At 38.5% G+C, this 24,659-nt stretch carries 22 protein-coding genes; 21 read left to right on the top strand and 1 reads right to left on the bottom strand.

Going from position 1 to position 24,659, the window contains the following annotated elements; translation table 11 throughout:
* Nucleotides 1-80: 80 nt before the first annotated feature.
* The 12 genes from FVB32_RS12075 to FVB32_RS12020 all read left to right on the top strand — a co-directional run bounded on the left by FVB32_RS12075 (nt 81) and on the right by FVB32_RS12020 (nt 14,834).
* Nucleotides 81-2,288: a bifunctional alpha,alpha-trehalose-phosphate synthase (UDP-forming)/trehalose-phosphatase gene (locus FVB32_RS12075; protein ID WP_147744052.1), complete on the top strand. Its 2,208-nt coding sequence runs from the start codon at nt 81-83 to the stop codon at nt 2,286-2,288.
* 2 nt (nt 2,289-2,290) lie between these two features.
* Complete coding sequence (locus tag FVB32_RS12070) at nt 2,291-3,475, top strand: nuclear transport factor 2 family protein (protein WP_147744051.1); 1,185 nt, start codon at nt 2,291-2,293, stop codon at nt 3,473-3,475.
* A 103-nt stretch (nt 3,476-3,578) separates the two neighbouring features.
* The gene (locus FVB32_RS12065) at nt 3,579-4,913 is read left to right on the top strand and encodes a M28 family peptidase (RefSeq protein WP_147744050.1); all 1,335 of its coding nucleotides are present in this window, start codon (nt 3,579-3,581) and stop codon (nt 4,911-4,913) included.
* A 17-nt stretch (nt 4,914-4,930) separates the two neighbouring features.
* Nucleotides 4,931-6,553 (top strand): M1 family metallopeptidase, encoded by a 1,623-nt coding sequence (locus tag FVB32_RS12060; RefSeq protein ID WP_147744049.1) that lies wholly within the window; start codon nt 4,931-4,933, stop codon nt 6,551-6,553.
* A 13-nt stretch (nt 6,554-6,566) separates the two neighbouring features.
* On the top strand, nt 6,567-7,373 hold the full coding sequence (locus tag FVB32_RS12055) for an arginase family protein (RefSeq protein ID WP_187269566.1): 807 nt from the start codon (nt 6,567-6,569) through the stop codon (nt 7,371-7,373).
* Nucleotides 7,370-8,146: a hypothetical protein gene (locus FVB32_RS12050; protein WP_147744047.1), complete on the top strand. Its 777-nt coding sequence runs from the start codon at nt 7,370-7,372 to the stop codon at nt 8,144-8,146. The genes FVB32_RS12055 and FVB32_RS12050 overlap by 4 nt, the downstream gene beginning before the upstream one ends.
* A gap of 47 nt (nt 8,147-8,193) precedes the next feature.
* The gene (locus FVB32_RS12045) at nt 8,194-9,126 is read left to right on the top strand and encodes a carbon-nitrogen hydrolase family protein (protein WP_147744046.1); all 933 of its coding nucleotides are present in this window, start codon (nt 8,194-8,196) and stop codon (nt 9,124-9,126) included.
* 2 nt (nt 9,127-9,128) lie between these two features.
* The gene (locus tag FVB32_RS12040) at nt 9,129-10,172 is read left to right on the top strand and encodes a zinc-dependent alcohol dehydrogenase family protein (protein WP_147744045.1); all 1,044 of its coding nucleotides are present in this window, start codon (nt 9,129-9,131) and stop codon (nt 10,170-10,172) included.
* A gap of 3 nt (nt 10,173-10,175) precedes the next feature.
* On the top strand, nt 10,176-10,757 hold the full coding sequence (locus FVB32_RS12035; protein ID WP_147744044.1) for a YdeI/OmpD-associated family protein: 582 nt from the start codon (nt 10,176-10,178) through the stop codon (nt 10,755-10,757).
* The gene (locus tag FVB32_RS12030; RefSeq protein WP_147744043.1) at nt 10,754-12,181 is read left to right on the top strand and encodes an amidohydrolase family protein; all 1,428 of its coding nucleotides are present in this window, start codon (nt 10,754-10,756) and stop codon (nt 12,179-12,181) included. The genes FVB32_RS12035 and FVB32_RS12030 overlap by 4 nt, the downstream gene beginning before the upstream one ends.
* Nucleotides 12,182-12,192: 11 nt before the next feature.
* On the top strand, nt 12,193-13,581 hold the full coding sequence (locus FVB32_RS12025; RefSeq protein WP_147744042.1) for an amidohydrolase family protein: 1,389 nt from the start codon (nt 12,193-12,195) through the stop codon (nt 13,579-13,581).
* A 5-nt stretch (nt 13,582-13,586) separates the two neighbouring features.
* Nucleotides 13,587-14,834 carry a metal-dependent hydrolase family protein gene (locus FVB32_RS12020; RefSeq protein WP_147744041.1) on the top strand — a complete coding sequence of 416 codons (1,248 nt, stop codon included), beginning with the start codon at nt 13,587-13,589 and terminating at the stop codon, nt 14,832-14,834.
* Between the two features lie 18 nt (nt 14,835-14,852).
* Here FVB32_RS12020 and FVB32_RS12015 read toward each other — a convergent pair whose 3' ends face one another.
* Nucleotides 14,853-15,317 carry a hypothetical protein gene (locus FVB32_RS12015; RefSeq protein ID WP_147744040.1) on the bottom strand — a complete coding sequence of 155 codons (465 nt, stop codon included), beginning with the start codon at nt 15,315-15,317 and terminating at the stop codon, nt 14,853-14,855.
* Between the two features lie 206 nt (nt 15,318-15,523).
* Here FVB32_RS12015 and FVB32_RS12010 point away from each other — a divergent pair, with 206 nt between their 5' ends.
* The 9 genes from FVB32_RS12010 to FVB32_RS11970 all read left to right on the top strand — a co-directional run bounded on the left by FVB32_RS12010 (nt 15,524) and on the right by FVB32_RS11970 (nt 24,639).
* Nucleotides 15,524-18,733, top strand: coding sequence for a WD40/YVTN/BNR-like repeat-containing protein (locus FVB32_RS12010; protein WP_147744039.1), 3,210 nt, complete (start codon nt 15,524-15,526; stop codon nt 18,731-18,733).
* Complete coding sequence (locus FVB32_RS12005) at nt 18,733-19,434, top strand: DUF2490 domain-containing protein (RefSeq protein WP_147744038.1); 702 nt, start codon at nt 18,733-18,735, stop codon at nt 19,432-19,434. Before FVB32_RS12010 ends, FVB32_RS12005 begins: the two co-directional genes overlap by 1 nt.
* A 9-nt stretch (nt 19,435-19,443) precedes the next feature.
* Nucleotides 19,444-20,664: a bifunctional alpha/beta hydrolase/OsmC family protein gene (locus FVB32_RS12000; protein WP_147744037.1), complete on the top strand. Its 1,221-nt coding sequence runs from the start codon at nt 19,444-19,446 to the stop codon at nt 20,662-20,664.
* A gap of 449 nt (nt 20,665-21,113) precedes the next feature.
* A complete protein-coding gene (locus FVB32_RS11995) occupies nt 21,114-21,695 on the top strand; it encodes a superoxide dismutase family protein (protein WP_147744036.1) in 582 nt (193 codons plus the stop codon).
* 82 nt (nt 21,696-21,777) lie between these two features.
* Nucleotides 21,778-21,996: a (4Fe-4S)-binding protein gene (locus FVB32_RS11990; protein WP_147744035.1), complete on the top strand. Its 219-nt coding sequence runs from the start codon at nt 21,778-21,780 to the stop codon at nt 21,994-21,996.
* Nucleotides 21,997-21,999: 3 nt separating this feature from the next.
* Entirely contained in the window at nt 22,000-22,299 is a 300-nt protein-coding gene (locus FVB32_RS11985; RefSeq protein ID WP_147744034.1) for a GNAT family N-acetyltransferase, read from the top strand.
* A gap of 70 nt (nt 22,300-22,369) precedes the next feature.
* The gene (locus tag FVB32_RS11980) at nt 22,370-23,677 is read left to right on the top strand and encodes an MFS transporter (RefSeq protein WP_147744033.1); all 1,308 of its coding nucleotides are present in this window, start codon (nt 22,370-22,372) and stop codon (nt 23,675-23,677) included.
* Between the two features lie 74 nt (nt 23,678-23,751).
* Entirely contained in the window at nt 23,752-24,228 is a 477-nt protein-coding gene (locus FVB32_RS11975; RefSeq protein ID WP_147744032.1) for a nuclear transport factor 2 family protein, read from the top strand.
* Nucleotides 24,229-24,267: 39 nt separating this feature from the next.
* Nucleotides 24,268-24,639: a VOC family protein gene (locus FVB32_RS11970; RefSeq protein ID WP_147744031.1), complete on the top strand. Its 372-nt coding sequence runs from the start codon at nt 24,268-24,270 to the stop codon at nt 24,637-24,639.
* The last annotated feature ends 20 nt before the right edge of the window (nt 24,640-24,659 follow it).

Here is a 24,659-nt window from a genome sequence, read left to right as displayed (position 1 = left end):
TTGGTTATTGTAGGTTTTTACTTAAGTATAAATCGAAAAAATAGGAATTTTATTACATTTTCGTCCTAAAATCACTTTTCATGAGTAAAACTATAATTATTTCCAATAGACTGCCAGTACAATTACAAATAAGTGATGGTGGCCTTACCGCAATTCCCAGTGTGGGTGGATTGGCAACAGGTATGAAATCTGTTCATAGCGGTGGAGAAAGCCTCTGGATTGGTTGGTCTGGATTGACAGATGAGGAAACGCCAGAAGCCTTGGAGACTGAAATAGATAATGCTTTAAAAAAACATGGATGTGCTAAGGTAAAACTCACTGAAAAGGATATTGAAGGGTTTTATTTTGGCTTTAGCAATAGAACAGTTTGGCCATTATTCCATTATTTTTTGGAATATTCGGAGTTTGAATTGGATTTTTGGAATACCTATAAAGCCGTCAACCAAAAATTTGCAGACGCCATTATAGCACAATCTGATGAAGGTGATACCATATGGGTTCATGATTATCAGTTAATGTTAGTGCCTCAAATGGTCCGGGAAAAACGCCCAAACACTTCAATCGGTTTCTTTTTACACATTCCCTTTCCCTCCTATGAAATTTTTAGAACCCTTCCTTGGCGGGAAGAAATTTTGGAAGGCCTTTTAGGTTCGGACCTCATTGGTTTTCATACCTATGATTATGAGCGTCATTTCTTAAGTTCTGTAAGAAGATTGTTGGGATTGGATGTTAGTTTCAATGATATTTATTTAGATCATCGGGTAATCAAGGTAGATTCGTTCCCTATGGGAATCGACTATAAAAAGTTTAAGGATGCCGCTATTGCCCATCAACAAAGTACAAAAGAAAAACGCAGCGATTTTCAAATAAAATTGGATGACCACAAAGCATCTGCTCCAGATACCAAACTCATTTTATCGATAGATAGATTGGATTATAGCAAGGGCATTGCCAAGCGGCTCAATGCCTTTGAGTATTTTTTAAATAAGTATCCAGAATATAAGGAAAAGGTCAGGCTGATCATTTTGGCGGTCCCTTCACGTTCCAACGTTCCACAATATCAATTGCTTAAAAAAGAGATTGATGAGTTGGTGGGGAGAATAAATGGAGAGCTTTCCACGGTCAACTGGACGCCTATCTGGTATTTTTATCGCTCTTTACCTTTTGAAAACCTGATTGATCTGTATACTTCCAGCGATATTGCATGGTTGACCCCGTTACGAGATGGTATGAATTTGGTTGCAAAAGAATACATCGCTACCCGTACAGATAAAACTGGGGTTTTAATTTTAAGTGAAATGGCAGGTTCAGCCTATGAAATGAATGAGGCCCTCTTAATCAATCCCAATAATTTTGAACAGCAGGCAGATACGCTAAAGAATGCTATAACAATGCCGCGGGAAGAGCAAATTGCCCGAAACATGTTCCTGCAAAATAGATTGGAGCGTTATAATGTAGAGGTCTGGGCCAATGAATTTATGGGTGCCTTAAATCGAAAAAAAGAAGGTAGCGAGCCCTTTGTTTCCCAAAAAGTTTCGGACGTCATTCTTAATCAACTAAGCACTGACTATTCCAAAGCTAAAAAACGTCTGTTGTTTTTGGATTATGATGGAACACTTGCGGGGTTCCACAAAGACCCTCAAAAAGCATCCCCAGATGAAGAGTTATACACCCTTTTAGATAAATTACATCATCAAGAAAACACCACATTATTCTTAATTAGTGGAAGAGATAAACAAACCTTCACTAAGTGGTTTTTGCCAAAAAAATATAATATGATTGTGGAGCATGGTGTGTGGATATCACGCGATGGCGAGGAATTTAAACTCTTGGAAAAGGTGAAAGACGAATGGATGGGTAAAATCAAACCCGTTTTAGAATCCTTTGTTGATCGTACACCTGGCTCGTTTATTGAAGAAAAGAACTATTCCATGGCTTGGCATTATAGAAATACGGATCCCGATTTTGGTCAAAAAAGAGCTACGGAATTGAATACTGTGCTAACAAGTCTTATCGGTAACGATGATATTAGTGTGTTGAACGGGAATAAAGTCATGGAGGTAAAAAGCAGTAATGTGAACAAAGGACGGGCTTCGGTTAGAATTTTGGGTGAAGATGACTATGATTTTGTTTTTGCCATTGGTGATGACTGGACAGACGAGTTTATGTTTCAAGAACTTCCGGATTCAGCTGTGACGGTAAAAGTTGGGCTTAAAAAAACACAAGCCAAATATTATGTGGAAAACACCAAACGAGTAAGGGAACTGCTCAAAAGATTTATAAAATAACAATGAATAGATTATTAATCATAAGCTTGCTGCTTATCTGTATGTCCTTAAATGGTCAGGTAAATACAGATGTGTATCTTTTTGATTTACAGGTAACAAATGGTAATCCGGTTTTGTCAAACCCAAAGAATATCTCAAATAACGAAGGGTATGATAATCAACCTTCATTTTTAAATGACAACACGGTACTGTTTTCCTCAAATAGGGCAGATCAAACCGATATTTTGCGTTTTAATATCTTGCAAGGAAGCACAACATCTTGGATTTCCAATACTCCTGCAGGCAGCGAATACTCTCCATTGAAAATTCCTGGTAAAGAGGCTATTTCTGCTATTCGGTTAGATTTGGATGGATTGCAACGCTTGTATGCATATGATGTTAATACAGGAACATCGGAGCTAATTCTCAAAGATTTAAAAGTTGGTTATCATGTTTGGTATAACGATCATATTTTGGTTACAACCGTTTTGGTAGGTGATAGAATGGATCTCGTAGTGAGCAACCTCAATGATAAATCAAATCGTACGCTACAGAAAAATGTAGGTCGAAGCCTTTCCAAAATTCCCAATTCGGATTTGATAAGCTATATCAGCAAAGAGAACAAAAAGTGGGAGATTAAATCGCTGAACCCAATTTCTGGGGCTACCAAAAAAATCACCAATACGTTTAGAAAATCTGAAGACATCTGTTGGTTAAATGATACTATAATTATCGCCGGAGTTGGAAAATCCCTTATCAAGTTCGATACCAAATCTGGAATAGAATGGGAACCAGTGATGCTTTTTGGACAAGAAGAGATAAATAATATTACCCGAATTGCTATAAACAAATCAGGTAACCGCCTAGCTTTTGTTGCCGAAGAATCTCCTGCACATGTAGTTCAAAGACAACTTGAGGCCTACAATGCTCGGGATATTGAGGCCTTCATGGATACATATTCAAAAGATGTTAAGCTTTTTGACTACCCTAACGAACTATTCATGGAAGGGCAAGAAAAAATGAAGGAAAGCTATAACACTTATTTTGAAAGTACCCCAGACCTTCATTGCGAAGTAAAAAACAGAATAATAATGGGTAACAAGGTAATAGATGAAGAGCTCATTACTGCCAACGGAGCAAACTTTAGCGCTGTCGCCATCTATGAAGTGGAAAATGGCAGGATAATTAAGGTTACTTTTTTACAATGATTCTCCATTTAAATTTTCGTGCAATTTCTTTTCTAATTTTTAAGAATTCTTGTTGGTTGTTTTTCTTACTTTCATGGGATTAATTAAAGTATAAATTTTAAAAATGAGGAAACTTTACGCATTTCTAGTAGCACTGTTTAGCATTTCAGCTCTTCTTGCCCAAACGGACACTCGCTTGTATGATATTGTCAATGCCGTTTCAGCTGAACGCATTGAAGAAGATGTAACCACATTGGTCAATTTTGGTACTAGACATACCCTGAGCGATACCATTTCCCAAACAGCAGGTATTGGAGCGGCCAGACGCTGGATAAAATCCGAATTCGAAAAAACTTCAACTGATTGTAATGGATGTCTAGATGTCTTTTATCAAAAAGATTTGGTAAAAAAAGGAGACGGCCAGCGTATTGTAAAAGATGTCTGGGTAGTAAATGTAGTTGCCGTTCAAAAGGGAACAAAATATCCAAACCGCTTTATTATTATGAGCGGGGATATTGATTCTAGGGTGAGTGATCCAAATAATTTTACTTCAAAATCTCCTGGGGCCAATGATAATGCCAGCGGCATGGCTGGAACCATTGAAGCTGCTAGGGTGTTATCCAAATATCAATTTGAAAGTAGCATCATTTATGTAGGGCTATCTGGAGAAGAACAAGGCCTATTTGGAGGAAAAGGATTGGCCGCCTATGCCAAAGAGCAAGGTTGGGATATTGTTGGAATCATCAATAATGATATGATTGGCAACATAACTGGAGTTGACGGTGTTGTCAGCAATAGGGATTTTAGAATTTTTTCGGAACCCGTACCGCCAACAGAAACTGAAGATCAAAGAAGGGCACGCCGATTTTATGGTGGTGAAGTGGATGGAATCTCTCGTCAGTTGGCTAGGTATATCCATAAAACTACCAAGACTTATATGCCAGAAATGAATCCGATGATGATCTACCGTCTAGATCGCTTTGGAAGAGGAGGTCATCATAGACCTTTTAACGATGCTGGTTTTGCAGGGGTTAGAATTATGGAAGCCCATGAAAACTATACTCAGCAGCATCAAGATATTAGGGTGGAAAATGGAATTGCTTATGGCGATGTGTTGGAGCACGTAAATTTTGGATATGCTAAAAAATTGACTGCTGTTAATGCCATTAACTTAGCTTCAATTGCTTGGGCTCCCCCTGCTCCAACTACAGTTGAAATTGGTGGCATTGTAGAACCCTCAGCCAAACTAAAATGGAATAAGGTTAATGGAGCTGTAGGGTATAAAATTTATTGGAGAGATACCACCTCACCCACTTGGGATAGTTATAAATATGTTGGTGATGTTACCGAACACACCCTGGAAGGTATTGTTATCGATAATTTCTTTTTTGGTGTTGCAGCTGTTGGAAAGGATGGTCATGAAAGTTTGGTAGTATTTCCTAATAAGGTTTTTAGATAAATCATATCTCTATATTCATGAAACAAAACACGCTACTTATTCTGCTTGCTTTAGGTTTGTCTTTCAACATAAATGGCCAAAACTTTACTAAACAAGATACGTTAAGGGGGAGCATTACCCCAGAACGCGCCTGGTGGGACCTAAACTATTACAATTTGAACATCAAAGTTCAACCAGAAAATGAATCCATCGCGGGTTACAACATCATTAGGTATAAAGTTTTGGAAGAGTCAGATGTCATTCAAATCGATTTACAAAAACCTCTGAAAATAGATGCCGTATCGCAAGACAATGAAGACCTAAATTATACTTCTTATGGTCCGGCACATTTTATCCATTTAAAGAAAAAACAAGTCCCGGGAGAGTTCAACGAATTGTATGTGCAATACTCAGGAAACCCAAGAAAGGCAAAAAGAGCACCATGGGACGGAGGCTTCTCGTGGGAAAAGGACAACAACGGAAATCCTTTTGTGGCTACATCTTGTCAAGGTTTGGGAGCAAGTGCATGGTGGCCCAACAAGGATCATATGTACGATGAAGTGGATAGTATGCGCATAGCCATTGATGTTCCTAAGGATTTAGTAGCAGTGGCTAACGGAAGGTTAAGGGAAGAATATCTTTATGACTTTGGTGGTTACAAGCTGTACGATTGGTTTGTATCCAATCCGATAAATAATTACGGCGTAAATGTGAACATTGGGGACTACGTTCACTTTGGTGAGAAGTATGAAGGGGAAAAAGGCACATTGGATGTAGATTATTATGTTTTACGTGATAATTTGGATAAGGCCAAAGAGCAATTTAAACAAACCCCAATGATGCTAAAGGCCTTTGAGCATTGGTTTGGCCCCTACCCCTTTTATGAAGACAGTTTTAAATTGGTAGAAGTTCCATATTTAGGAATGGAACACCAAAGTTCTGTCACGTATGGAAACCAATATCAAAATGGATATTTAGGTAGGGATTTGTCCAACACGGGTTGGGGATTAAAGTTTGATTTCATCATTATCCATGAAGGAGGTCATGAGTGGTTTGCCAACAATATAACATACAAAGATGTTGCGGATATGTGGATTCATGAAGGGTTTACTGCCTATTCTGAAAATCTGTATTTAGATTATCATTACGGGACCAAAGCGGCATCCGAATACGTTATAGGAACAAGAGCCAACATTCAAAATGACATCCCTATCATAGGCACTTACAATGTCAACAAAAAAGGCTCTGGCGATATGTATTACAAAGGAGCGAATATGTTGCACACTTTACGGCAACTCATTGAAGACGATACATTGTGGCGGGAAATTCTAAGGGGGTTAAATGCTGAATTCTATCACCAAACAGTAACCACCGAGCAGATTGAAAACTATATCAGCGAAAAAACAAAAAAAGACTTGTCCGCCTTCTTCAATCAGTATTTGAGAACAACCATGATTCCAAAATTGGAATACAAACTGGAAGGAAAGTCCATTACACACCGCTATGTGGACACCGTAGAAGATTTTGACATGCCCATCAGGGTTTTTACGGATGGTAAGGAACAGTGGCTGTTTCCCAGTAAAGAATGGAAAACTGAGACATTGCAAAGCAGTGAACTGGTTTTTGACAATAATTTTTACATCCTGCATCAGAAAATTTAATTTCAATGCTAGTATGAAAATCTACTTTCCACAATGGCAAGGCGCTGGATTAGGTAAGAACATAGAATCAGGTGCTTTCGCTGTGTGGGAATATTTGAAAGATCTAGATTTTATTCAAATACCCCTATCCCACATTTCGGCAGGAGAAAATGGAGTACAAAAGTTCCAAATAAATAATTACGATGCCATCCATGAACAGTTGCAGCGATTCAAACAGTTTCTAGAGACAAAAAAACCCAGAACCACTGCTACTATTGGTGGAGATTGCGGTCTTGAAATTGTACCCATATCCTACTTAAATGAGCAATACCCTAATCTGGGTGTTATATGGTTTGATGCCCATGCAGATATCAATAAACCATGTGATTCGGCAAGTTGCAATTTTCATGGTATGCCATTGAGAACACTTTTGGGGGAAGGAGAATCCAATATGGACAATTTAATGTTTAGTACCATAAATAGCTCCCAAATTCATTATGTTGGGTTGCGGGACATTGATGATGCGGAAAAAATAAGATTGGATAGTGGAAGTATCTATCACCCAAAAAAACTGAATATTCCGGAGCTAATTTCGACCTTGCAATCCAAAAACATTGAGAATCTCTATTTGCATTTTGATTTTGATTGCTTGGAACCCACAGATTATGATAAGACCTATTATCAAGTTCCTAATGGTCTAATGATAAAAGATGCAGAAGAATGCATTTCAGAATTAAAAAGAAATTTTAATGTGGTTGGAACAAGTGTTTTGGAATCTATCACTGCAAACCTTGAAGAATTACGTCCCATTGAAAAAATCATAAACTTATTGATGAAATGAAGACATTTATAACTTTCAGCATCGCATTGCTTCTTTTGCTAAGTTGTGAAGAACAAGCCCAGAAACCGTTAAAAAATGAGGTATTAATACTTGGTACCATTCATAGTGGACATTTGACCGATAGCGTTTATAATCTTCCGTACTTAAGGAAGTTAATTAAAGAAATTAATCCCGATTTTATTTTAGCTGAAATTCCGCCAGATAGGTTTCAAGCTGCTGTTGAAGGCTTTAAAAGGGATGATAGTATTTCAGAACCAAGAGTGATGCGTTTTCCAGAATATGTGGATGTCATTTTTCCATTGACAAAGGAAATGGATTTTGAGATTATCCCAACTGCTGGTTGGACAAAGCCCATGGCCGATGAAAGAAGTGCAAAACTGCTTGCCATTAGTCAAGATTCCACAAGAACATCAGATTGGGATGCCTATACCGAAGCCAATAACCGTTCAGATTCTGTCTATAAAGCGACCGGAAAAGTAAACGACCCCCATTTCATACATACGGACACTTATGATAGTATTCAAGATATTTCGCTGCAGGTCTACAATAAGCTTTTTAATGTAGAATTGGGTCTTGGCGGCTGGGACAACATCAATATTGCGCATTACTGGAATATTGAAAAAGCATTGGAAAAACATCGCTATTCTGGTAAACGCTTTTTAATCACCTATGGTGCCGGACACAAGAGTTGGTTTATACGGGAGTTGAGAAAAAGAGATGATATCGACCTTATAAAAATGGAACCTTTTCTAAAGGCCATTGAAAAAGAATAATCAAAAAATAAGATAATAGAACTTTTAATACCTTAATACAAATACTTATGAAGGTAAAAGTAGCGCTCATACAGGAAAGTCCTGTTTTCTTTGATAAACAGAAAACCTTTGAAAAACTAGCTGATTTAACTAAAACACATGCGACGCAAGGCTGTAATTTAATTGTCTTTCCAGAATCTTTTGTCCCAGGGTATCCAAGAGGCTTCACTTTTGGAGCAACCGTAGGAAGTCGTTCTATGGAGGGAAAACAATTGTACGCCAAGTATTATGAAAACAGTGTTTGTTTGGATGGGGATGATCTTGAATTTTTAGAAGAACTTTCTAAGTCACAAAATGTATATCTGGTAGTTGGAATAACCGAAAGACTAAAAGTCAGTGGAAGTCTATATTGTTCCATGGCATACATTTCACCTTCTACCGGATTATTGGGTGTACATCGAAAAATTAAACCTACAGGTACGGAACGAATTGTTTGGGCAGAAGCTTCAGGAGAATCTTTAGTGAGTTTTGATACTAAGATTGGAAAAATGGGAGGCCTAATTTGTTGGGAAAACTATATGCCCATGGCAAGAATGGCCATGTACCAAAAAGGAGTGGAAATCTATATTGCCCCAACGGCTGACTCAAGAGAGGAATGGATATCAACCATGCAACACATTGCTTTAGAAGGTAGGTGTTTTGTATTGGGATGCAATCAATTCTACACCAAATCTATGTATCCTACTGAATACCAACATTTAGTAGAAAATGAAAAAGAGGATATATGCCCTGGAGGAAGTATTATCGTGTCCCCTTTAGGAAAAATTATTGCTGGACCTCTCTTTGGTAAAGCAGGTGCACTGGTGGCAGAGTTAAATCTTAAAGACATAACAGTGAGTAAATTAGATTTTGATGTTATTGGACACTATGCAAGAAATGACATTTTTAATCTAAACGTAACTGGACAACCAGAAATGATAACAGAAAAAGGAAAGGAATAGTCATGAAGGCATTGGTTTATGAAACTTTTCAAGGGAATTTGGGACTTAAAAATGTTGAAGACCCTACTCCTTTAAATCATAGTGTTATACTAAAAACAGCCGCAACGGGGATTTGCCGTAGCGATTGGCATGGATGGATGGGACACGACCCTGATATTATTTTGCCGCATGTTCCTGGCCATGAACTTTCAGGTATCATTGCCGCTCTTGGTAAAGATGTAAAAAACTTCAACATTGGGGATAGAGTAACAGTTCCCTTTGTTTGTGGTTGTGGTTCATGTGAACAGTGCAATTCAGGTAACCATCAAGTCTGTGATCGCCAATCACAACCAGGTTTTACACATTGGGGTTCTTTTGCAGAGTATGTTCGTATAGATCAAGCGGACACTAATTTAGTTAGGCTTCCAGAAGAAATTGATGACATAACTGCTGCTTCACTGGGGTGTCGTTTTATTACAGCATATAGAGCTGTAGTGGCCCAAGGGAAAATAACTGAAGGGCAATCCATCGCAATTCATGGCTGTGGCGGCGTAGGACTTTCTGCCATTATGATAGCCAAAGCCTTTGGTGCAAAGGCCATTGCTATAGATATCAATGAAGATACTTTAAAACTAGCTAGAAAATTAGGTGCTTTAAAAACCATAAATGCTTCTATATCATCTAACGTTATTGAAGAAATACTTTCACTAACAAATGGCGGGGTTAACGTATCTTTAGATGCCTTAGGTAGCGGAATCACCTGTCAAAATTCAATAGGTAGTCTTAGAAAACGAGGAAAACACATTCAGGTGGGATTAATGACCGGCCACCACCAATATCCAAAAATACCTATGGATAAAGTACTTGCCAATGAACTTGAAATTATTGGAAGCCATGGAATGCAAGCGCACAAATACCCAGAAATGATGGCACTGATCAAAGAAGGGAAATTAAAACCTCAAAAGTTAGTAGAGCAAACAATCCCTTTAGCACAAGCAGCTAAGGTTTTAACCGAGATGAATCAGTTTACAAACAAAGGAATGACTATTATCAATTCCTTTAACTAGGGCATGAAGGAAGCCATAGAGATATACTTTAAAAACGATAAAGAATGGCGGGTTTGGTTACATGAAAACCATCAAGCCTCAAGCGGTATACATGTAATCATGTACAAGATTGAACATGAGATGCCAAGTATGCGTTGGGAAGAAGCGGTAAGAGTAGCCCTCTGTTACGGCTGGATAGACAGCACGGTGAAAAGTTTAGGTGATGGTAAGCGCAGACAGTATTTCTGTCCAAGAAAACCCAAAAGTGTCTGGAGTAGGGTAAACAAAAATCATTTGGAAGAATTAATAGCTTCTGATTTAATGCATGAAAGTGGACTTAAAGTTATCGAAATAGCCAAAAAAAATGGTTCTTGGAGCGCTTTGGATGATGTGGAAAACGAAATAGTTCCTGAGGATTTAAAAGCTTCTTTTGATAAAAATCCGACAGCCTTTGAAAACTTCCAAAATTTTACGCGTGGACAGCGAAAAAGCTATCTATACTGGTTGAATCAAGCAAAAAGAGAAGAAACGAGACAAAAAAGAATAACGGAAATTGTAACGCTTTGCAACAATAACATTAAAACCAGAAACCCCGGAAGCAGATGAGAAATAGCATAAAAATAGGCACCTACACCCTACTCACCCTGCTGTTATTGACTGCGTGTCAAAACCAAAAACCAAAGCAACTGGTAGATATGGCCATTGTCAATGCCAACGTAATACATCTGGAAACAGGCAAAATAGAAATTCAAGATATTTACGTTAACGACGGACGAATAAGCGCACTTGCAACCGCTGGTTCTGAAACAAATTATAATGTAGAAACCACTGTGGATGCCACTGGAAAATATGTGTTGCCCGGTTTTTGGGATAATCACACCCATTTACGTGGCGGGGATTCTCTTATTGCAAATAACAAGAACTTTTTAAACCTTTTTATTGCCAATGGCATTACTACCATTAGGGATGCGGGAGGTGACCTTACCTCTTCTGTCATGGAGTGGAAACAAGAAATCGCTGATGGAAATCTCGTTGGTCCTACAATATTTACTTCTGGGCCAAAAATAGATGGGCCCAGTGCCACTTGGGCCGGTTCTTTGAAAGTAGAAAATGAAAGTGATATTGTTACAGCCTTGGATTCCTTAGAAAAACTAAATGTGGATTTTGTGAAGTTGTATGACAGTAGAATTTCAGGAGAAGACTATTTACAAACCATAAAAGAAGCTGAAGTTAGAAAATTGATTACATCTGGACATATGCCTTTTACCGTGACACTCGATGAAACTGTAGATGCAGGAATAGATGCCATAGAACATCTGTACTATATCATGAAAGGATGTGCTAGTAATGAAGTGGAAATTACCCAGAAACTAAAAAATAAAGAAATTGGGTTTTGGCAAGCAATGCCTGCTCTTATGGACAATTATGCCGATAGTACAGCTCAAAACACGTTTCAAAAACTTAAAGAACAAAATGTCTTTGTGGTACCTACACTTCACATTGGCAAGACTTTAAGCTATTTGGATGAAGTTGATCATAGTAATGATGTCTATTTAAAATATATGGGGGAAGGAATCATCAAAACCTATAAAGAACGAATAGACCGGGCATTAAATGCATCAGAAAAAACAAGAGCGGACCGAAAAAAGTTGGACATCTTTTTTGGGCAACTGTCTAAATCTTTAAATGATGCAGGAGTAAGCCTTTTGGCTGGGTCAGATAGTGGAGCCTACAATTCGTATACTTATCCCGGAATTTCATTGCATGGAGAACTTCAAGTGATGGTTGATAATGGAATTTCACCCTTGGAAGCACTGCGAACATCTGCCCCAAATGGAGCAAAATTCTTAGGAAAGAGTGCCAATTCTGGAAGCATCGCCGAAGGCAAAGTGGCTGATCTTGTTATTTTAGATGCTAATCCATTGGAAGAAATTAAAAACACCAAAGAAATATCTGCCGTGCTTAAAGGAAATATGCTTTTCACCAAAGATCAGCTTACAGCGCTTTTGAATACATCAGAAATCAATTAAAAATCAGAACTATGTTTAAAAAAATCACTCTTTTCTTAGTTGTATGTACACTAGTCAGTTCATGCCAAGAAAAACAAAAACTGGAAGAGATAAGCCCTACCCGTATTCTTATTTCTAAAGCGAATATTGTTGATGTTAGAACTGGTGAAGTCAAAACTGGTCAAAACATCTTTATAGACTCAGGAAGGATAAAGCAAATCAATACAACAGAAATAGAAGACATATCAAAATACAAAACGGTCATCAATGCAGAAGGTAAATATATCATTCCGGGGATGACAGAAATGCATGCACACATTCCCCAACCGCCTACCTCCAAAGAACGCTTGGAAGATGTACTGTTCTTGTATTTGGCCAATGGTGTCACTACAATACGAGGAATGCTTGGGCACCCAGACCATTTGGTTCTTAGGGAGCAAGTACAGCGTGGAGAGGTTTTAGGGCCGCGAATCTTTACATCGAGCCCTTCCCTCAATGGAAATTCGGTGAAAACGGTAGAAGAAGCCACTGAAAAAATAACGGCTTACAAAAAGGAAGGCTATGATTTTCTAAAAATACATCCTGGTATTCAACGCAACGTATTTGATCAAGTTGTAAAAACAGCGAATGAAGTAGGAATTCCATTTGCAGGGCATGTTCCAGTGGATGTTGGTATCCGTCATGCGCTGAAGAGCAAATATGCAACTATTGATCATGTTGATGGTTTTTTGGAAGGGCTTGTGCCAGAATCCGAAAATGTGGATCCAACCGCCAATGGCTTTTTTGGCTACAACTTTACTCCCTTGGCAGACATCTCAAAAATTGACGAATTGGTACAACTATCAAAAGACAATAAGGTGTGGATAGTTCCTACGCAAAGTTTGTTTGAACGATGGTTTTCACCAGTAGACGTAGATTCCCTATTGGCAGAACCAGAAATGAAATATATGCCCAAGTCTACTTTGGAAAATTGGAAGCGGGTTAAAATACAGTCTTTGGAAAACTCGGATTTCAAAACCGCGCAATGGGAACAATTTGATGCCATCCGAAAAAATCTTATTAAAAAACTTCAAGACAATGGTCATGGGATTCTCATGGGTTCCGATGCACCTCAACTCTTTAACGTACCTGGATTTTCCATACAACATGAAATGCAAGGAATGGTAGCAGCTGGTATGAAACCTTTGGAAATTCTACAGTCAGCGACCATCAATCCAGCTACTTTTTTCGACATGGAAAGCACTTTTGGAGAAATAAAAGAGGGGGTTGATGCTGATCTGGTGCTTCTCTCCAAAAATCCAATGGATGCCCTTAAAAACTATACAGATATTTCTGGGGTCATGGTTCGCGGAACATGGTTGTCTAAAACAGATATTGAAGAACGACTAAAAGAAATAGCTGAGAATGCAGCTAAAAATTAAATTCTATGAGAACTACCTTTCTTATTCTTTTTTTCCTTGTATTGGCATCTGCCAAATCCCAAATGTTATTAGTTCCTGATCAAGTTTTTGATGGAGAGACACTACATTCAAATTGGGTAGTACTGGTAACCGAGAATCGTATCACCTTTGCTGGCCCAGCAGCCGATTTAAAAAATTCCGGTTCATACAAAAAAAAGGAATTTAAGGGAATGACCCTAATGCCCGGAATCATTGAAGGACATTCCCATTTATTATTACATCCTTATAACGAAACCGAATGGAACGACCAAGTTTTGAAGGAATCGCCAGTAGAAAGAGCCGTAAGAGGAGTGGTCCATGCAAAAAAGTCATTGATGGCTGGTATTACTACCATGCGAGATTTAGGTGCTGAGGGTGCAGGTTATACAGATGTTTATTTAAAAAAGACCATTGAAGATGGTATAATTCCCGGGCCGCGTTTGTTAGTCGCTGGTCCTGCTATTGTAGCCACAGGAGCTTATGGACCAAAAGGATTTCATGATGGGATAACCGTTCCATTGGGAGCAGAACCAGTAAGTGGCAAAGCGGAAGCTATTAAAGAAGTTCGGACACAGTTGGGACATGGTGCAAACTTCATAAAAATATATGCAGATTATCGTTGGGGAAAAGATGAGCCCTCTCAACCTACCTTTTTACAGGAAGAAATAGATGCAATGGTAGCCACCGCCACAAGTGCAGGACGCTATGTTGTAGCCCATGCCGGTACACCAGAAGGGATGCGCCGTGCCATTTTAGGCGGAGTAGAAACCATAGAACATGGTGATGGGGGCACAATGGAAATCTTTAAAATGATGAAGGAAAAAGGAGTTGGCCTATGCCCTACCCTTGCCGCTGGCGATGCTATTGAGCGTTATAAAGGCTGGAAAAAGGGAAAAGAACCAGATACTGACCGAATTGTTAAGAAGAAAAAGTCATTTAAAATGGCATTGGAATCTGGAGTAGATATTGTTTTTGGTGGTGATGTGGGGGTGTATTCCCATGGAGAAAATTACAGGGAACTGGAACTTATGGTTGAATATGGTATGCAACCTTTAAATGTATTGCGGTCTGCTACTTCTGTCAATGCCCGTATCTTTCATTTAAATGAACTGGGACGAATTCAAGAGAATTTTCTTGCTGATATCATTGCTGTGGAAGGCAATCCAGTAAAAGACATTAAAAAAATGCGTGGGGTTACTTTCGTAATGAAAGATGGGGTAGTATATAAAGATTAAAGATTTATAGAAATTGGATTAATTCCCAATTGCCTTTGTAAATTCCTGCCATTTCAAAATATCTCCATTAATTGGATAGGTTATTGATTTTTTTGATAACCCCGTTACTCCTCCACCAACAGCTCCTAAAATGGTTCCAAAAATACCTAGACCAGCTGTTTGGGCAGTTGAAGATAAAAAGTCGTATTCGTCACTAGCAACTGCACCAATAAGTATCCCCAATGATGCCCCGCCAATTGCACCAACCCCAACACTATTCCCAACAGATCTTTTGGTTTTGATTGTTCCTATGTTTTTCACCTCTACCTCTCTGAATATTTGTCTTAGCTTCAATGTAAGCACTGTATCAGAAATTGAATGTACTTTTCCCTTGGCAATTTTTTTTCCTTCCAAATCAAAAACTCGTAGGAACGTGCTTCCATTGTCTTGACCACAAATACTGAAACAACAAAACAATGAGATTGTAAAAATCAAAGTTTTCATTTTCATAATCTTATTAAGGTTAAAAAAATAGAGGGAACAGTATTCAATGTGACACCTAAAGTTTCACAATAAAATAAAAATACAAAAAAAACTGAAAATCAGAGGTTTACAAAATTGCATGGATTCTAAAAAAGGTAGCCTTAACAACTCCTTAAGAAATCCACTAGGTGTTTTTGGTATCTTTAGGCGACTAATTAATTCCTAAAATGAAACACCTTTACACGCTATTGATGCTCTTGGCATCCATCCCTTTTTTTGCACAAGAATTTTCCATGGACTTGGTCCAGGACATGAAACCCCGTAACATTGGTCCCGCTGGTATGAGCGGAAGAGTAACCTCCATAGATGTCGTTCATTCCAACCCAGATGTCATGTACGTTGGAACGGCTTCAGGTGGTTTATGGAAATCTACTTCTGGCGGTATTAAATGGGCACCTATTTTTGACAAAGAAGTTACCGCATCCATTGGAGCAGTTTCCATTCAACAATCCAATCCATCCGTAATTTGGGTGGGAACCGGAGAAGGGAACCCACGAAATAGCCTTAACGGTGGTTATGGCATCTACAAATCCCTTGATGGTGGAAAAACATGGAAATCCATGGGCCTTGAAAAAACCAGGCATATTCATAGAGTAATCATTGACCCTAACAATCCAGATGTGGTCTATGTTGGCGCCATAGGTTCTCCTTGGGGAATTCATCCTGAGCGAGGTGTTTACAAAACCACGGATGGTGGAAAAACATGGAATAAAATTCTATTTGTCAACAACAAAACTGGAGCAGCCGATTTGGTCATGGACCCATCCAATCCAAATAAATTGATTGCAGCCATGTGGGATCATAAACGTGACCCTTGGTTTTTCAAATCTGGGGGCGAAGGAAGTGGATTGTACATTACCCATGACGGAGGGTCAACTTGGAAAAAAGTAACTGAAGAAGAAGGTTTTCCTAAAGGCGAATTGGGCAGAATAGGAATTACTATTGCCAAAAACAAGCCCAACATCATCTACGCTCTCGTAGAGGCAAAAAAAAATGCGCTTTATAAATCTGTTGATGGCGGATTTAAATGGGAAAAAGTAAATGACAAAAATGATATTGGCAACAGACCTTTTTACTACTCCGATATTTTTGTTGACCCCGAAAATGAAAATAGGGTGTATTCTGTGTTTACCTATGTAAATGTTTCAGAAGACGGAGGTAAAAATTTCAAACAGTTGATGCCTGCCTACCAGGTAGACAATGGTGTACACCCTGATCACCATGCCTGGTGGATTCATCCAGAGAATGGACAATTTATGATTGATGGTAATGATGGCGGTATGAACATAACCAAAGATGGTGGGAAAACATGGCGTTTTATTGGCAATTTGCCCGTTGCGCAATTCTATCACATCAGTGTTGACAACGAATATCCCTATAATGTTTATGGCGGCATGCAAGACAATGGTTCTTGGAGAGGACCCGCTTATGTCTGGAGAGCACAAGGTATTCGAAACAGTTACTGGCAGGAAATCGCCTTTGGCGATGGTTTTGATGTAGTTCCAGATTTGGATGATAACCAATATGGTTACGCCATGAGTCAACAAGGTTTTGTTTCGCGTTATGATTGGAAAACCGGGAACAATTATATTGTACGCCCTACCCCACCTGACGCAACAACCAAGCTTAGGTTTAACTGGAATGCGGGAATTGGGCAAGACCCTTTTGATAATAGTACGGTTTATTTTGGAAGTCAGTTTGTACACAAATCATCCAATAAAGGGTTGACATGGGAAGTAATTTCGCCAGATTTGACCACCAACGACAAGGAAAAACAGAAGCAAAGTGAAAGTGGTGGCCTTACCATGGATGCTACCGGAGCTGAAAACCACTGTACCATTTTGGTCATCGAGCCATCTGCTGTAGAAAAAGATATGCTGTGGGTAGGTACAGATGACGGTCGCGTGCACTACACACAAAATGGAGGAGCAAGTTGGACAGAAGTGACATCCAATATTAAAGGACTTCCTTCAGGCAGTTGGATTCCCCAAATAAAAGCTTCAAAAAAGAACAAAGGGGAAGCCTTGCTCATTGCAAACGATTATAGAAGATTCAATTACATCCCTTATGCATATCGTACTAAAGATTATGGAAAAACATGGACTCGAATCGTAGATGGAAACGATGTGGAAAGCTACACTCTTTCCATTGTTGAGGATATCGAAAATCCGAATCTGCTATTTTTAGGAACTGATGATGGTCTGTATATATCCTTTAATGCTGGAAGTTCATGGCAAAAATGGACTGAAGGTTTCCCAACGGTATCTACCAAAGATTTGGCTATTCAACCAAGGGAACATGATTTGGTAATTGGTACATTTGGACGTGCTGCTTGGGTTCTTGATGATATTCGTCCGTTGAGGACATTAGCAAGCAATCCCTCAGTGCTTCAGAAAGAAATAAGCCTTTTCCAAAGTCCAGATGCCTATCATGCTGCTTACCAACAAGCCACGGGAAGTCGTTTTGGCGGGGATGCCCTTTATAATGGAGAAAATAGAAAATCCGGAGCCATGATTACCTATTATCTGAAAGAAGGTAACAAGGCAAAAGATGACAAAGAAAAAAAGGATGATGAAGAGGAAGCACCTGAAGAAAAAGATGATACGAAGAAAGAAAAAACAAAAGATTCTATTTTCTTCAAGTTTTATGATGGGGAACGATTAATTCGTACTCTTAAATACAAGACTCCCAAAAAGGCTGGTTTCCACAGAATCTATTGGGAACTTGATGAGAAAGGTCCGGATAGACCAGCAAGAAAAATCAGTAAAAGCAAGGCAGAAGAAGGTGGAATTAATGTAAAACCCGGTTCGTATAAAGTAAAAGTGCATTATGGTGAGCTTTCAGATTCTACTTCGGTTACTGTAAAAACGGACCCAAGGCTTCAAACATCATTAGCTTCAATAAATGAGGTGTATGAAATGGGCAAAAAATTACAGGACTACACCCAAACAGCTGCTGATGCTGTAAAGCAATTAGTAAAAAGTAAAGACTTGGCCAATAAATTTCAGAAAGAAATGAAAGCATTGGATAAGGAAAAATACAAAGACCAAATAAAGGAATCCACAAACATTGTTAAGCAAATTGATTCTATAGTGGCCTTGTATTTAGGCAAGGAAGATAAGAGACAAGGAATTACCCGCAATCCAGAAATTAATGTGATGCAACGTTTGAATACTGCTGACTTTTATACACAAACCAGAAAGTCGGGAGTTACCGAAACAGAGAAAAACCTTGTCAAATTTGCAGAAGATGAGTTAAAATCTGCTTTGGAAAAAACCAACAGTTTCTTTGATGAAAAATGGAAACCTTACCGCGATGCAGTTGAAGGGTTGGATTTATCTCCTTTTAAAAAAACACAAACTTTTAGCATAGATTAATGAGAAAGGTATTTAGTTTATTGGTCTTGTTGACCGCAATAATTCAGATGAACGCCCAACAAGCTGGTGAAAACGAGCTGGGTGCATGGTATATGTATTTTGGCACCAATAAGATTGCAGAACGCTTTAGCATTCATACTGAGGCGCAGTTTCGATTCTATGAAACCACAAGAAATTTTAATCAGTTATTGCTTCGCACGGGCTTGAATTATCACATCAATCCGAGCGCCATAGCAACTGCAGGTTACGGTTATATATCTACCGATGGTACTTTTTTAGAATTTCCAGGAGAACGGAACAGCAAAGAGCATCGAATCTTTGAGCAATTCATTCTTAAAAATAAGGTTTGGGAATTGCTTTTTGAACACCGTTACCGATTGGAACAACGCTTTTTAGACTTTGGTACTAGAACTGAAACCCAACATAGAGCCCGTTATCGTATTCAGGTAACATTGCCCTTGACGGATACATTTTTTCTGAATTTTTATGATGAGTTGTTCATCAATTTACAAGATGACCTTTTTGGGCAAAATCGTCTTTATGGAGCTTTAGGAATTCATATTACAGAAAACAGCAGTGTTCAATTTGGATATTTACGAAACCAGTTCAGCAATGCTGTTTTTGACCGCTTGCAGATAGGATTCTTCTATAATCCCGACTTAAGAGGTGTATTTAAAAAGAAAAAAAACATCTCTAATTAGGATAACCATATGGGGCTTCAAAAAGTAACATTCAAAAATGCGGAAGGGCAAACGCTGGTAGGGCGCTTAGAACTTCCTGTTGATAGACATCCACATAACTATGCTGTGTTTGCGCATTGTTTTACGTGCAATAAAAACTTGCTGGCCGTGAAGAACATAGGCAAGGCGTTAACTTCTAATGGATTTGGTGTTTTACGTTTTGATTTTACTGGTCTTGGAGAAAGCGAAGGTGATTTTGCGGACACTAATTTTTCAGGCAATGTTGAGGATTTGGTAGCGGCAGCAAAATATCTTGAAGAAAACTACGAAGCTCCTACCCTGATTATCGGACATTCCCTCGGTGGAGCTGCTTCAATCTTCGCCGCTAGTGAAATTCCATCCATAAAAGCTGTTGCCACTGTTGGTGCACCTTCAAACCCAGTGCATGTAAAACATTTATTAAAAAGTGGAGTTGAAGAGATTCAATCCACAGGAAAGGCGGTAATCAATTTAAGTGGAAGGGATTTTACAATCAAAAAGCAATTTTTGGACGATTTGGAAACCAAATCGCTACCAGAAACTGCAAAAGCACTTCGTAAACCGCTTTTGATTTTACATTCTCCTCAAGATGACACTGTTGGGATTAAGAATGCTGAGGAAATCTACATTTCTGCCCATCACCCCAAAAGCTTTGTTTCCTTGGATGGCGCGGACCACTTGCTATCAAGAAAAGAAGATTCCATTTATGTAGGAGAAGTAATTTCTGGTTGGGCCAAGCGTTATTTGGATGTTTCAGAAAAAGTAGATTCCAGATTAAGAACAAAACATCAAGTTGCAGCAAGTTTAGACGGTGAAGATGGTTTTACAACACAAATGAAAGTGGGCAATCATTATATGATTGCGGATGAGCCTACTTCTTATGGGGGCAATGATTTTGGGCCTTCGCCATATGAACTCGTTTCTGCAGGCCTTTCTGCATGTACAGTGATGACCATTCAAATGTATGCCAGAAGAAAAGGGTGGCCAGTGGATAATGTTGAAGTGCACACATCTTACAGTAAATCACATGCGGAAGATTGTGAGAATTGTGAGAATGATCAAGCGAAGATTGATACATTTCACCGTGAAATAAAACTAAATGGGAATCTGGATGATAAACAAAGGGCAAGAATAATGCAAATTGCTGATAAATGTCCGGTGCACAAAACACTACACAGTGAGACGCAGATTATTACCAATCTTGTTTCGTAGTCAATAAGGAAGTGTTGACTGACTAAAGGCGCATATGTAGAATATCAAAATAATGCAGTTCCAACTCTATTGCAGACTTTTGGATTTTAGAAAGAGACCTCACATAGTCACTATAGTCAATATGCCCATTGAACCAAGCTTCTTTTAAATGATGATACCCTTTGCAAAAAGACTTTCTCTTTTTGCAATACTTAAGGAAATTAATATAATTTGAAGGTTGATGAACCAACATATCTATCTTTTTTAAAGCCTGTTTAATAGCTTCAAGCTATATGTTGTTAACGGTTGAAAGAAAAAATTAGTATTTTAATTTAATGGGTTCAATGATTTTAAGCACTTTCATTTTCTATTTAAATCCAATAAAAAAAGAGTGCTAATGACGAACAAACAAAACTATTGACACCTCCTTAAATAATCTGTACCTTAGACAAAACCTAAAAATACTTACGATGAAAAAAATAATTGCGCTTCCCTTGGCACTAGTATTAATCACAGCGTTCAGCTGTAAACAAGCTAAAAAAGAGGCAGAAGCAACTTCCGAAGATGTTGTCGAAGAAATTATAGAAGAGGTAGTAGAAGTGAAGTCAATCAAATTTTCCATGGAACCAAAGAGTGATAGCGGTGTTAGTGGAGAAGTTACTTTTACAGAGGAAAACGGAACTGTAATCATGAAAGCTACATTGTCTGGCCTTACCGAAGGCGAGCATGCAATCCACATCCATGAGAAGGCGGACTGCTCCTCTGCCGATGGAAAATCTACTGGTGGACATTGGAATCCTACCTTTCAACCACATGCCAAGTGGGGTGCTGCAGATGGGTATCACAAAGGCGATATCGGTAATTTTGTAGCTGACGCAGAAGGCAATGCTACCGTTGATTTTGCCACCAGTGAATGGTGCATAGGCTGTGATGACGAAACCAAGAATATAGTTGGCAAAGCGGTCATTGTTCACCAAGGAGTGGATGATTTCACTTCCCAGCCCAGCGGTGCCGCTGGTGCTCGTGTTGCCTGTACGGGAATTATTCAATAATAAATGGTAAAAGAGCTGCTTAAAAGCAGCTCTTTTTAATATAATTTAAAGCAAACGATAATAACTTAATCCCTGTCTCAAAATGGACATAACAAAAGAATATTCTAATGGGGAGATCTTTGTGGTCTGGAAACCAAAATTATGTGAACATGCAGGAATCTGTGTGAAAATGTTGCCTAATGTCTATAATCCTAAAGAAAAGCCGTGGATAAAGGCCGAAAATGCGACTACAGATGAGTTGAAGAATCAAATTGCCAAATGCCCCTCAGGTGCTTTAAGTTACCGTCACCCTAATACTTAAAAAATGGACTCTGATTACCTACTTATTGACAATGCTGAAGCAAAGGAATTTCAATTTAGTATAGGAGAATCCATTGCTAAGATAGAGTATATAAAGGCCAAAGAAAAAATTTACCTCACCCATACAGAAGTGCCTAGAGATTATGAGGGCAAGGGTATTGGCTCCGAACTTATTAAACAAGCACTGGAATATATCAAGGTCCGTGATTTAACACTAATTCCTTTGTGCCCCTTTGTTGCTATGTATATTAAAAGACACCCTGAGTGGAAAACCTTGGTGTTAAAGGGAATCAATATAGCTTGATCCCGTATTTTCTTTTTCTTTTGATTTATTCTTAAGGGCAAACAACTACTTTAGTGGCCGAAAACCAATCATGGCCCAATCCAAAAAAAACCATTTTATTAACCCTACAAAAAGTCCTTTTTTTTACGGTTACATTATTCTGGTCATTGGTGCCATTGGGGTCTATTGTAGTATACCCGGGCAAACCATAGGCGTATCTGTTTTTACAGACCCAGTAAAGGATGCTTTGGGTCTTAGTCGCAACCAGTTTAGCAATGCCTATATGATTGGAACCATCATAAGTTCTTTGGTTATTGGGCGTGCGGGTGTCTGGTTCGATAGATATGGTGCACGATATGTTGCCTTTTTTGCGACACTTACTTTGGTGACTACACTTTTTCTTTGCTCATGGTCAGTACAAATGAGCGAATTCATCAAAAATACATTGAACAATCATACTTGGTGGATTCCTTTTTCACTGATGACATGCCTTTTCTTTTTATTGCGATTTGCAGGACAAGGGGTATTAACAATGGCCTCTAGGAATATGATCATGATTTGGTTCGATAAAAATCGTGGCAAGGTAAATATGTTTAGTAGCGTGGCACTATCATTTGGTTTTTCCTCGTCTCCCATTTGGATAAATACACTCATAGACAATAATGGCTGGGAGATTACCTGGCGTTACTTTGCAATAGGATTATTGATTTTTAGTGTTCTCGTTTTTCTATTCTATAAAAATAAGCCTGAAGAACATGGACTCCTACCAGATGGGGATAGTAACAGGACAAATCCCAAAGAAGAAAACAAGGTGTTAGCCCATAAACAATTCACCCTAAAAGAAGCAATGAACACCCGTTCTTTCTGGATGTATGGCCTTATGCTAGCATTTAATAGTTTTTTCATTACTGGACTTACATTTCATGTGGTATCCATTTTTGCAAGTGAAGGATTCCCCAAATCAGACGCCATTTCTATTTTTCTGCCCGGTTCGGTGGTAGCGGTTACAGTATCTACTGTATTTAATTGGTTGAGCAATCGCTTACCATTAAAACTTTACCTTTATTTAATGTTACTTGGAGGCATTTTGGCTTCCATAGGCTTTCTATTTTTGACCACTCCAATAGGGAAACCATTTTTAATAGTTGGTTTTGGCATTATGGGCGGTTTTTTTGCAGTTTTGAATGCTCTAGCCTGGCCCCGCTTCTTTGGAAGGGATCATTTAGGTGCCATCACAGGTAAAATAATGAGTTTTCTAATTTTGGCAAGCGCTCTTGCACCGTCCATTTTTAGCCTTTGCTTCTCAACTTTTAATTCGTATAGTTTGGTGGGATATTTAGGCCTGGCTTTTTTAATGTTTCTGGTCCTCGGAAGTTTAAAGGCGAATAATCCCCAATAAAATCCTTCAAAATTCAGAATGTCTTACACGGATTTAATTTCTTAAGTTTATCATGTATTGATAGCTATTATAAAATGAACTCTTACAAATTATCATTTCTCTATATTTTCATTTTCTTATCGTTTTTGGTAGCATGCGATAATCAATCCCGACAACTTACCGAGGCACAAAAAAATGAATTGATTTTGGCAATAGATACATTCAACACTGCTTTTGCTGATGGCAAATTGTCTGTATTGGAATCTATGATTACTGATAATTACAAGCATACTAATGGAACTTCCAAAGTAATTGGTAAAAAACAATGGTTGAACTATCTGAAAAAGAGAAATCAAGAAATTGAAACTGGTATTTTAACCATCAACAGTTATGATATGGATCAGCTCAATATCGAATTTCATAACGCTGCAGCAATTGTCACAGCTAGAGTTGCCGCAGCTGCAACCAAAAATGGGGAGCATAGTGAAAGTGAATACAGGGTGACCAATATTTGGGTTTATGAAGAAGAGGCTTGGAAAAGAGCCGGTTTTCATGATGGGAAAATACAATAAAGAGCAATATTTCCATTATATAATCTAAAACAGAATTGTATGAAATTAGGTGCATTTTCTATTAGTCTAGCAGTGAAAGATCTGCAAGTTTCCAAAACCTTTTATGAAAAAATGGGGTTTACCGTTTTTGCGGGTGAAATGGAACGGAACTATCTTATCATGAAAAATGGCAACGCCCTTGTTGGCCTTTTTCAAGGAATGTTCGAGAATAATATTCTAACCTTTAATCCGGGGTGGGATGAAAATGCACAACCATTGCAATCCTTTGACGATGTCCGGGATATTCAAAAAAAGCTTAAAAAAAGTGGTGTAACACTTACTTCTGAAGCCGATGAGACTACAACCGGACCTGCAAGTTTTATCGTTATGGACCCAGATGGCAATGCTATCTTAATTGATCAACATGTCTAGCATTTAGTCGAATTTGAACC

The sequence above is a fragment of the Flagellimonas hymeniacidonis genome (assembly GCF_008040165.1).
Lineage (GTDB): Bacteria > Bacteroidota > Bacteroidia > Flavobacteriales > Flavobacteriaceae > Flagellimonas > Flagellimonas hymeniacidonis.
This window is presented reverse-complemented; position numbering and strand designations above follow the sequence as displayed.

What these genes read in the sequence shown, in the direction of transcription:
- FVB32_RS12040 (WP_147744045.1), top strand. Translation starts at nt 9,129, where the DNA reads ATGAAGGCATTGGTTTATGAAACTTTTCAAGGGAATTTGGGACTTAAA.
- FVB32_RS12075 (WP_147744052.1), top strand. Translation starts at nt 81, where the DNA reads ATGAGTAAAACTATAATTATTTCCAATAGACTGCCAGTACAATTACAA.
- FVB32_RS12015 (WP_147744040.1), bottom strand. Translation starts at nt 15,317, where the DNA reads ATGAAAACTTTGATTTTTACAATCTCATTGTTTTGTTGTTTCAGTATT.
- FVB32_RS12035 (WP_147744044.1), top strand. Translation starts at nt 10,176, where the DNA reads ATGAAGGAAGCCATAGAGATATACTTTAAAAACGATAAAGAATGGCGG.
- FVB32_RS11985 (WP_147744034.1), top strand. Translation starts at nt 22,000, where the DNA reads ATGGACTCTGATTACCTACTTATTGACAATGCTGAAGCAAAGGAATTT.
- FVB32_RS12060 (WP_147744049.1), top strand. Translation starts at nt 4,931, where the DNA reads ATGAAACAAAACACGCTACTTATTCTGCTTGCTTTAGGTTTGTCTTTC.
- FVB32_RS12070 (WP_147744051.1), top strand. Translation starts at nt 2,291, where the DNA reads ATGAATAGATTATTAATCATAAGCTTGCTGCTTATCTGTATGTCCTTA.
- FVB32_RS12025 (WP_147744042.1), top strand. Translation starts at nt 12,193, where the DNA reads ATGTTTAAAAAAATCACTCTTTTCTTAGTTGTATGTACACTAGTCAGT.
- FVB32_RS12045 (WP_147744046.1), top strand. Translation starts at nt 8,194, where the DNA reads ATGAAGGTAAAAGTAGCGCTCATACAGGAAAGTCCTGTTTTCTTTGAT.
- FVB32_RS11975 (WP_147744032.1), top strand. Translation starts at nt 23,752, where the DNA reads ATGAACTCTTACAAATTATCATTTCTCTATATTTTCATTTTCTTATCG.
- FVB32_RS12055 (WP_187269566.1), top strand. Translation starts at nt 6,567, where the DNA reads ATGAAAATCTACTTTCCACAATGGCAAGGCGCTGGATTAGGTAAGAAC.
- FVB32_RS11995 (WP_147744036.1), top strand. Translation starts at nt 21,114, where the DNA reads ATGAAAAAAATAATTGCGCTTCCCTTGGCACTAGTATTAATCACAGCG.
- FVB32_RS12000 (WP_147744037.1), top strand. Translation starts at nt 19,444, where the DNA reads ATGGGGCTTCAAAAAGTAACATTCAAAAATGCGGAAGGGCAAACGCTG.
- FVB32_RS11990 (WP_147744035.1), top strand. Translation starts at nt 21,778, where the DNA reads ATGGACATAACAAAAGAATATTCTAATGGGGAGATCTTTGTGGTCTGG.
- FVB32_RS12050 (WP_147744047.1), top strand. Translation starts at nt 7,370, where the DNA reads ATGAAGACATTTATAACTTTCAGCATCGCATTGCTTCTTTTGCTAAGT.
- FVB32_RS12030 (WP_147744043.1), top strand. Translation starts at nt 10,754, where the DNA reads ATGAGAAATAGCATAAAAATAGGCACCTACACCCTACTCACCCTGCTG.
- FVB32_RS12065 (WP_147744050.1), top strand. Translation starts at nt 3,579, where the DNA reads ATGAGGAAACTTTACGCATTTCTAGTAGCACTGTTTAGCATTTCAGCT.
- FVB32_RS11980 (WP_147744033.1), top strand. Translation starts at nt 22,370, where the DNA reads ATGGCCCAATCCAAAAAAAACCATTTTATTAACCCTACAAAAAGTCCT.
- FVB32_RS12005 (WP_147744038.1), top strand. Translation starts at nt 18,733, where the DNA reads ATGAGAAAGGTATTTAGTTTATTGGTCTTGTTGACCGCAATAATTCAG.
- FVB32_RS12020 (WP_147744041.1), top strand. Translation starts at nt 13,587, where the DNA reads ATGAGAACTACCTTTCTTATTCTTTTTTTCCTTGTATTGGCATCTGCC.
- FVB32_RS11970 (WP_147744031.1), top strand. Translation starts at nt 24,268, where the DNA reads ATGAAATTAGGTGCATTTTCTATTAGTCTAGCAGTGAAAGATCTGCAA.
- FVB32_RS12010 (WP_147744039.1), top strand. Translation starts at nt 15,524, where the DNA reads ATGAAACACCTTTACACGCTATTGATGCTCTTGGCATCCATCCCTTTT.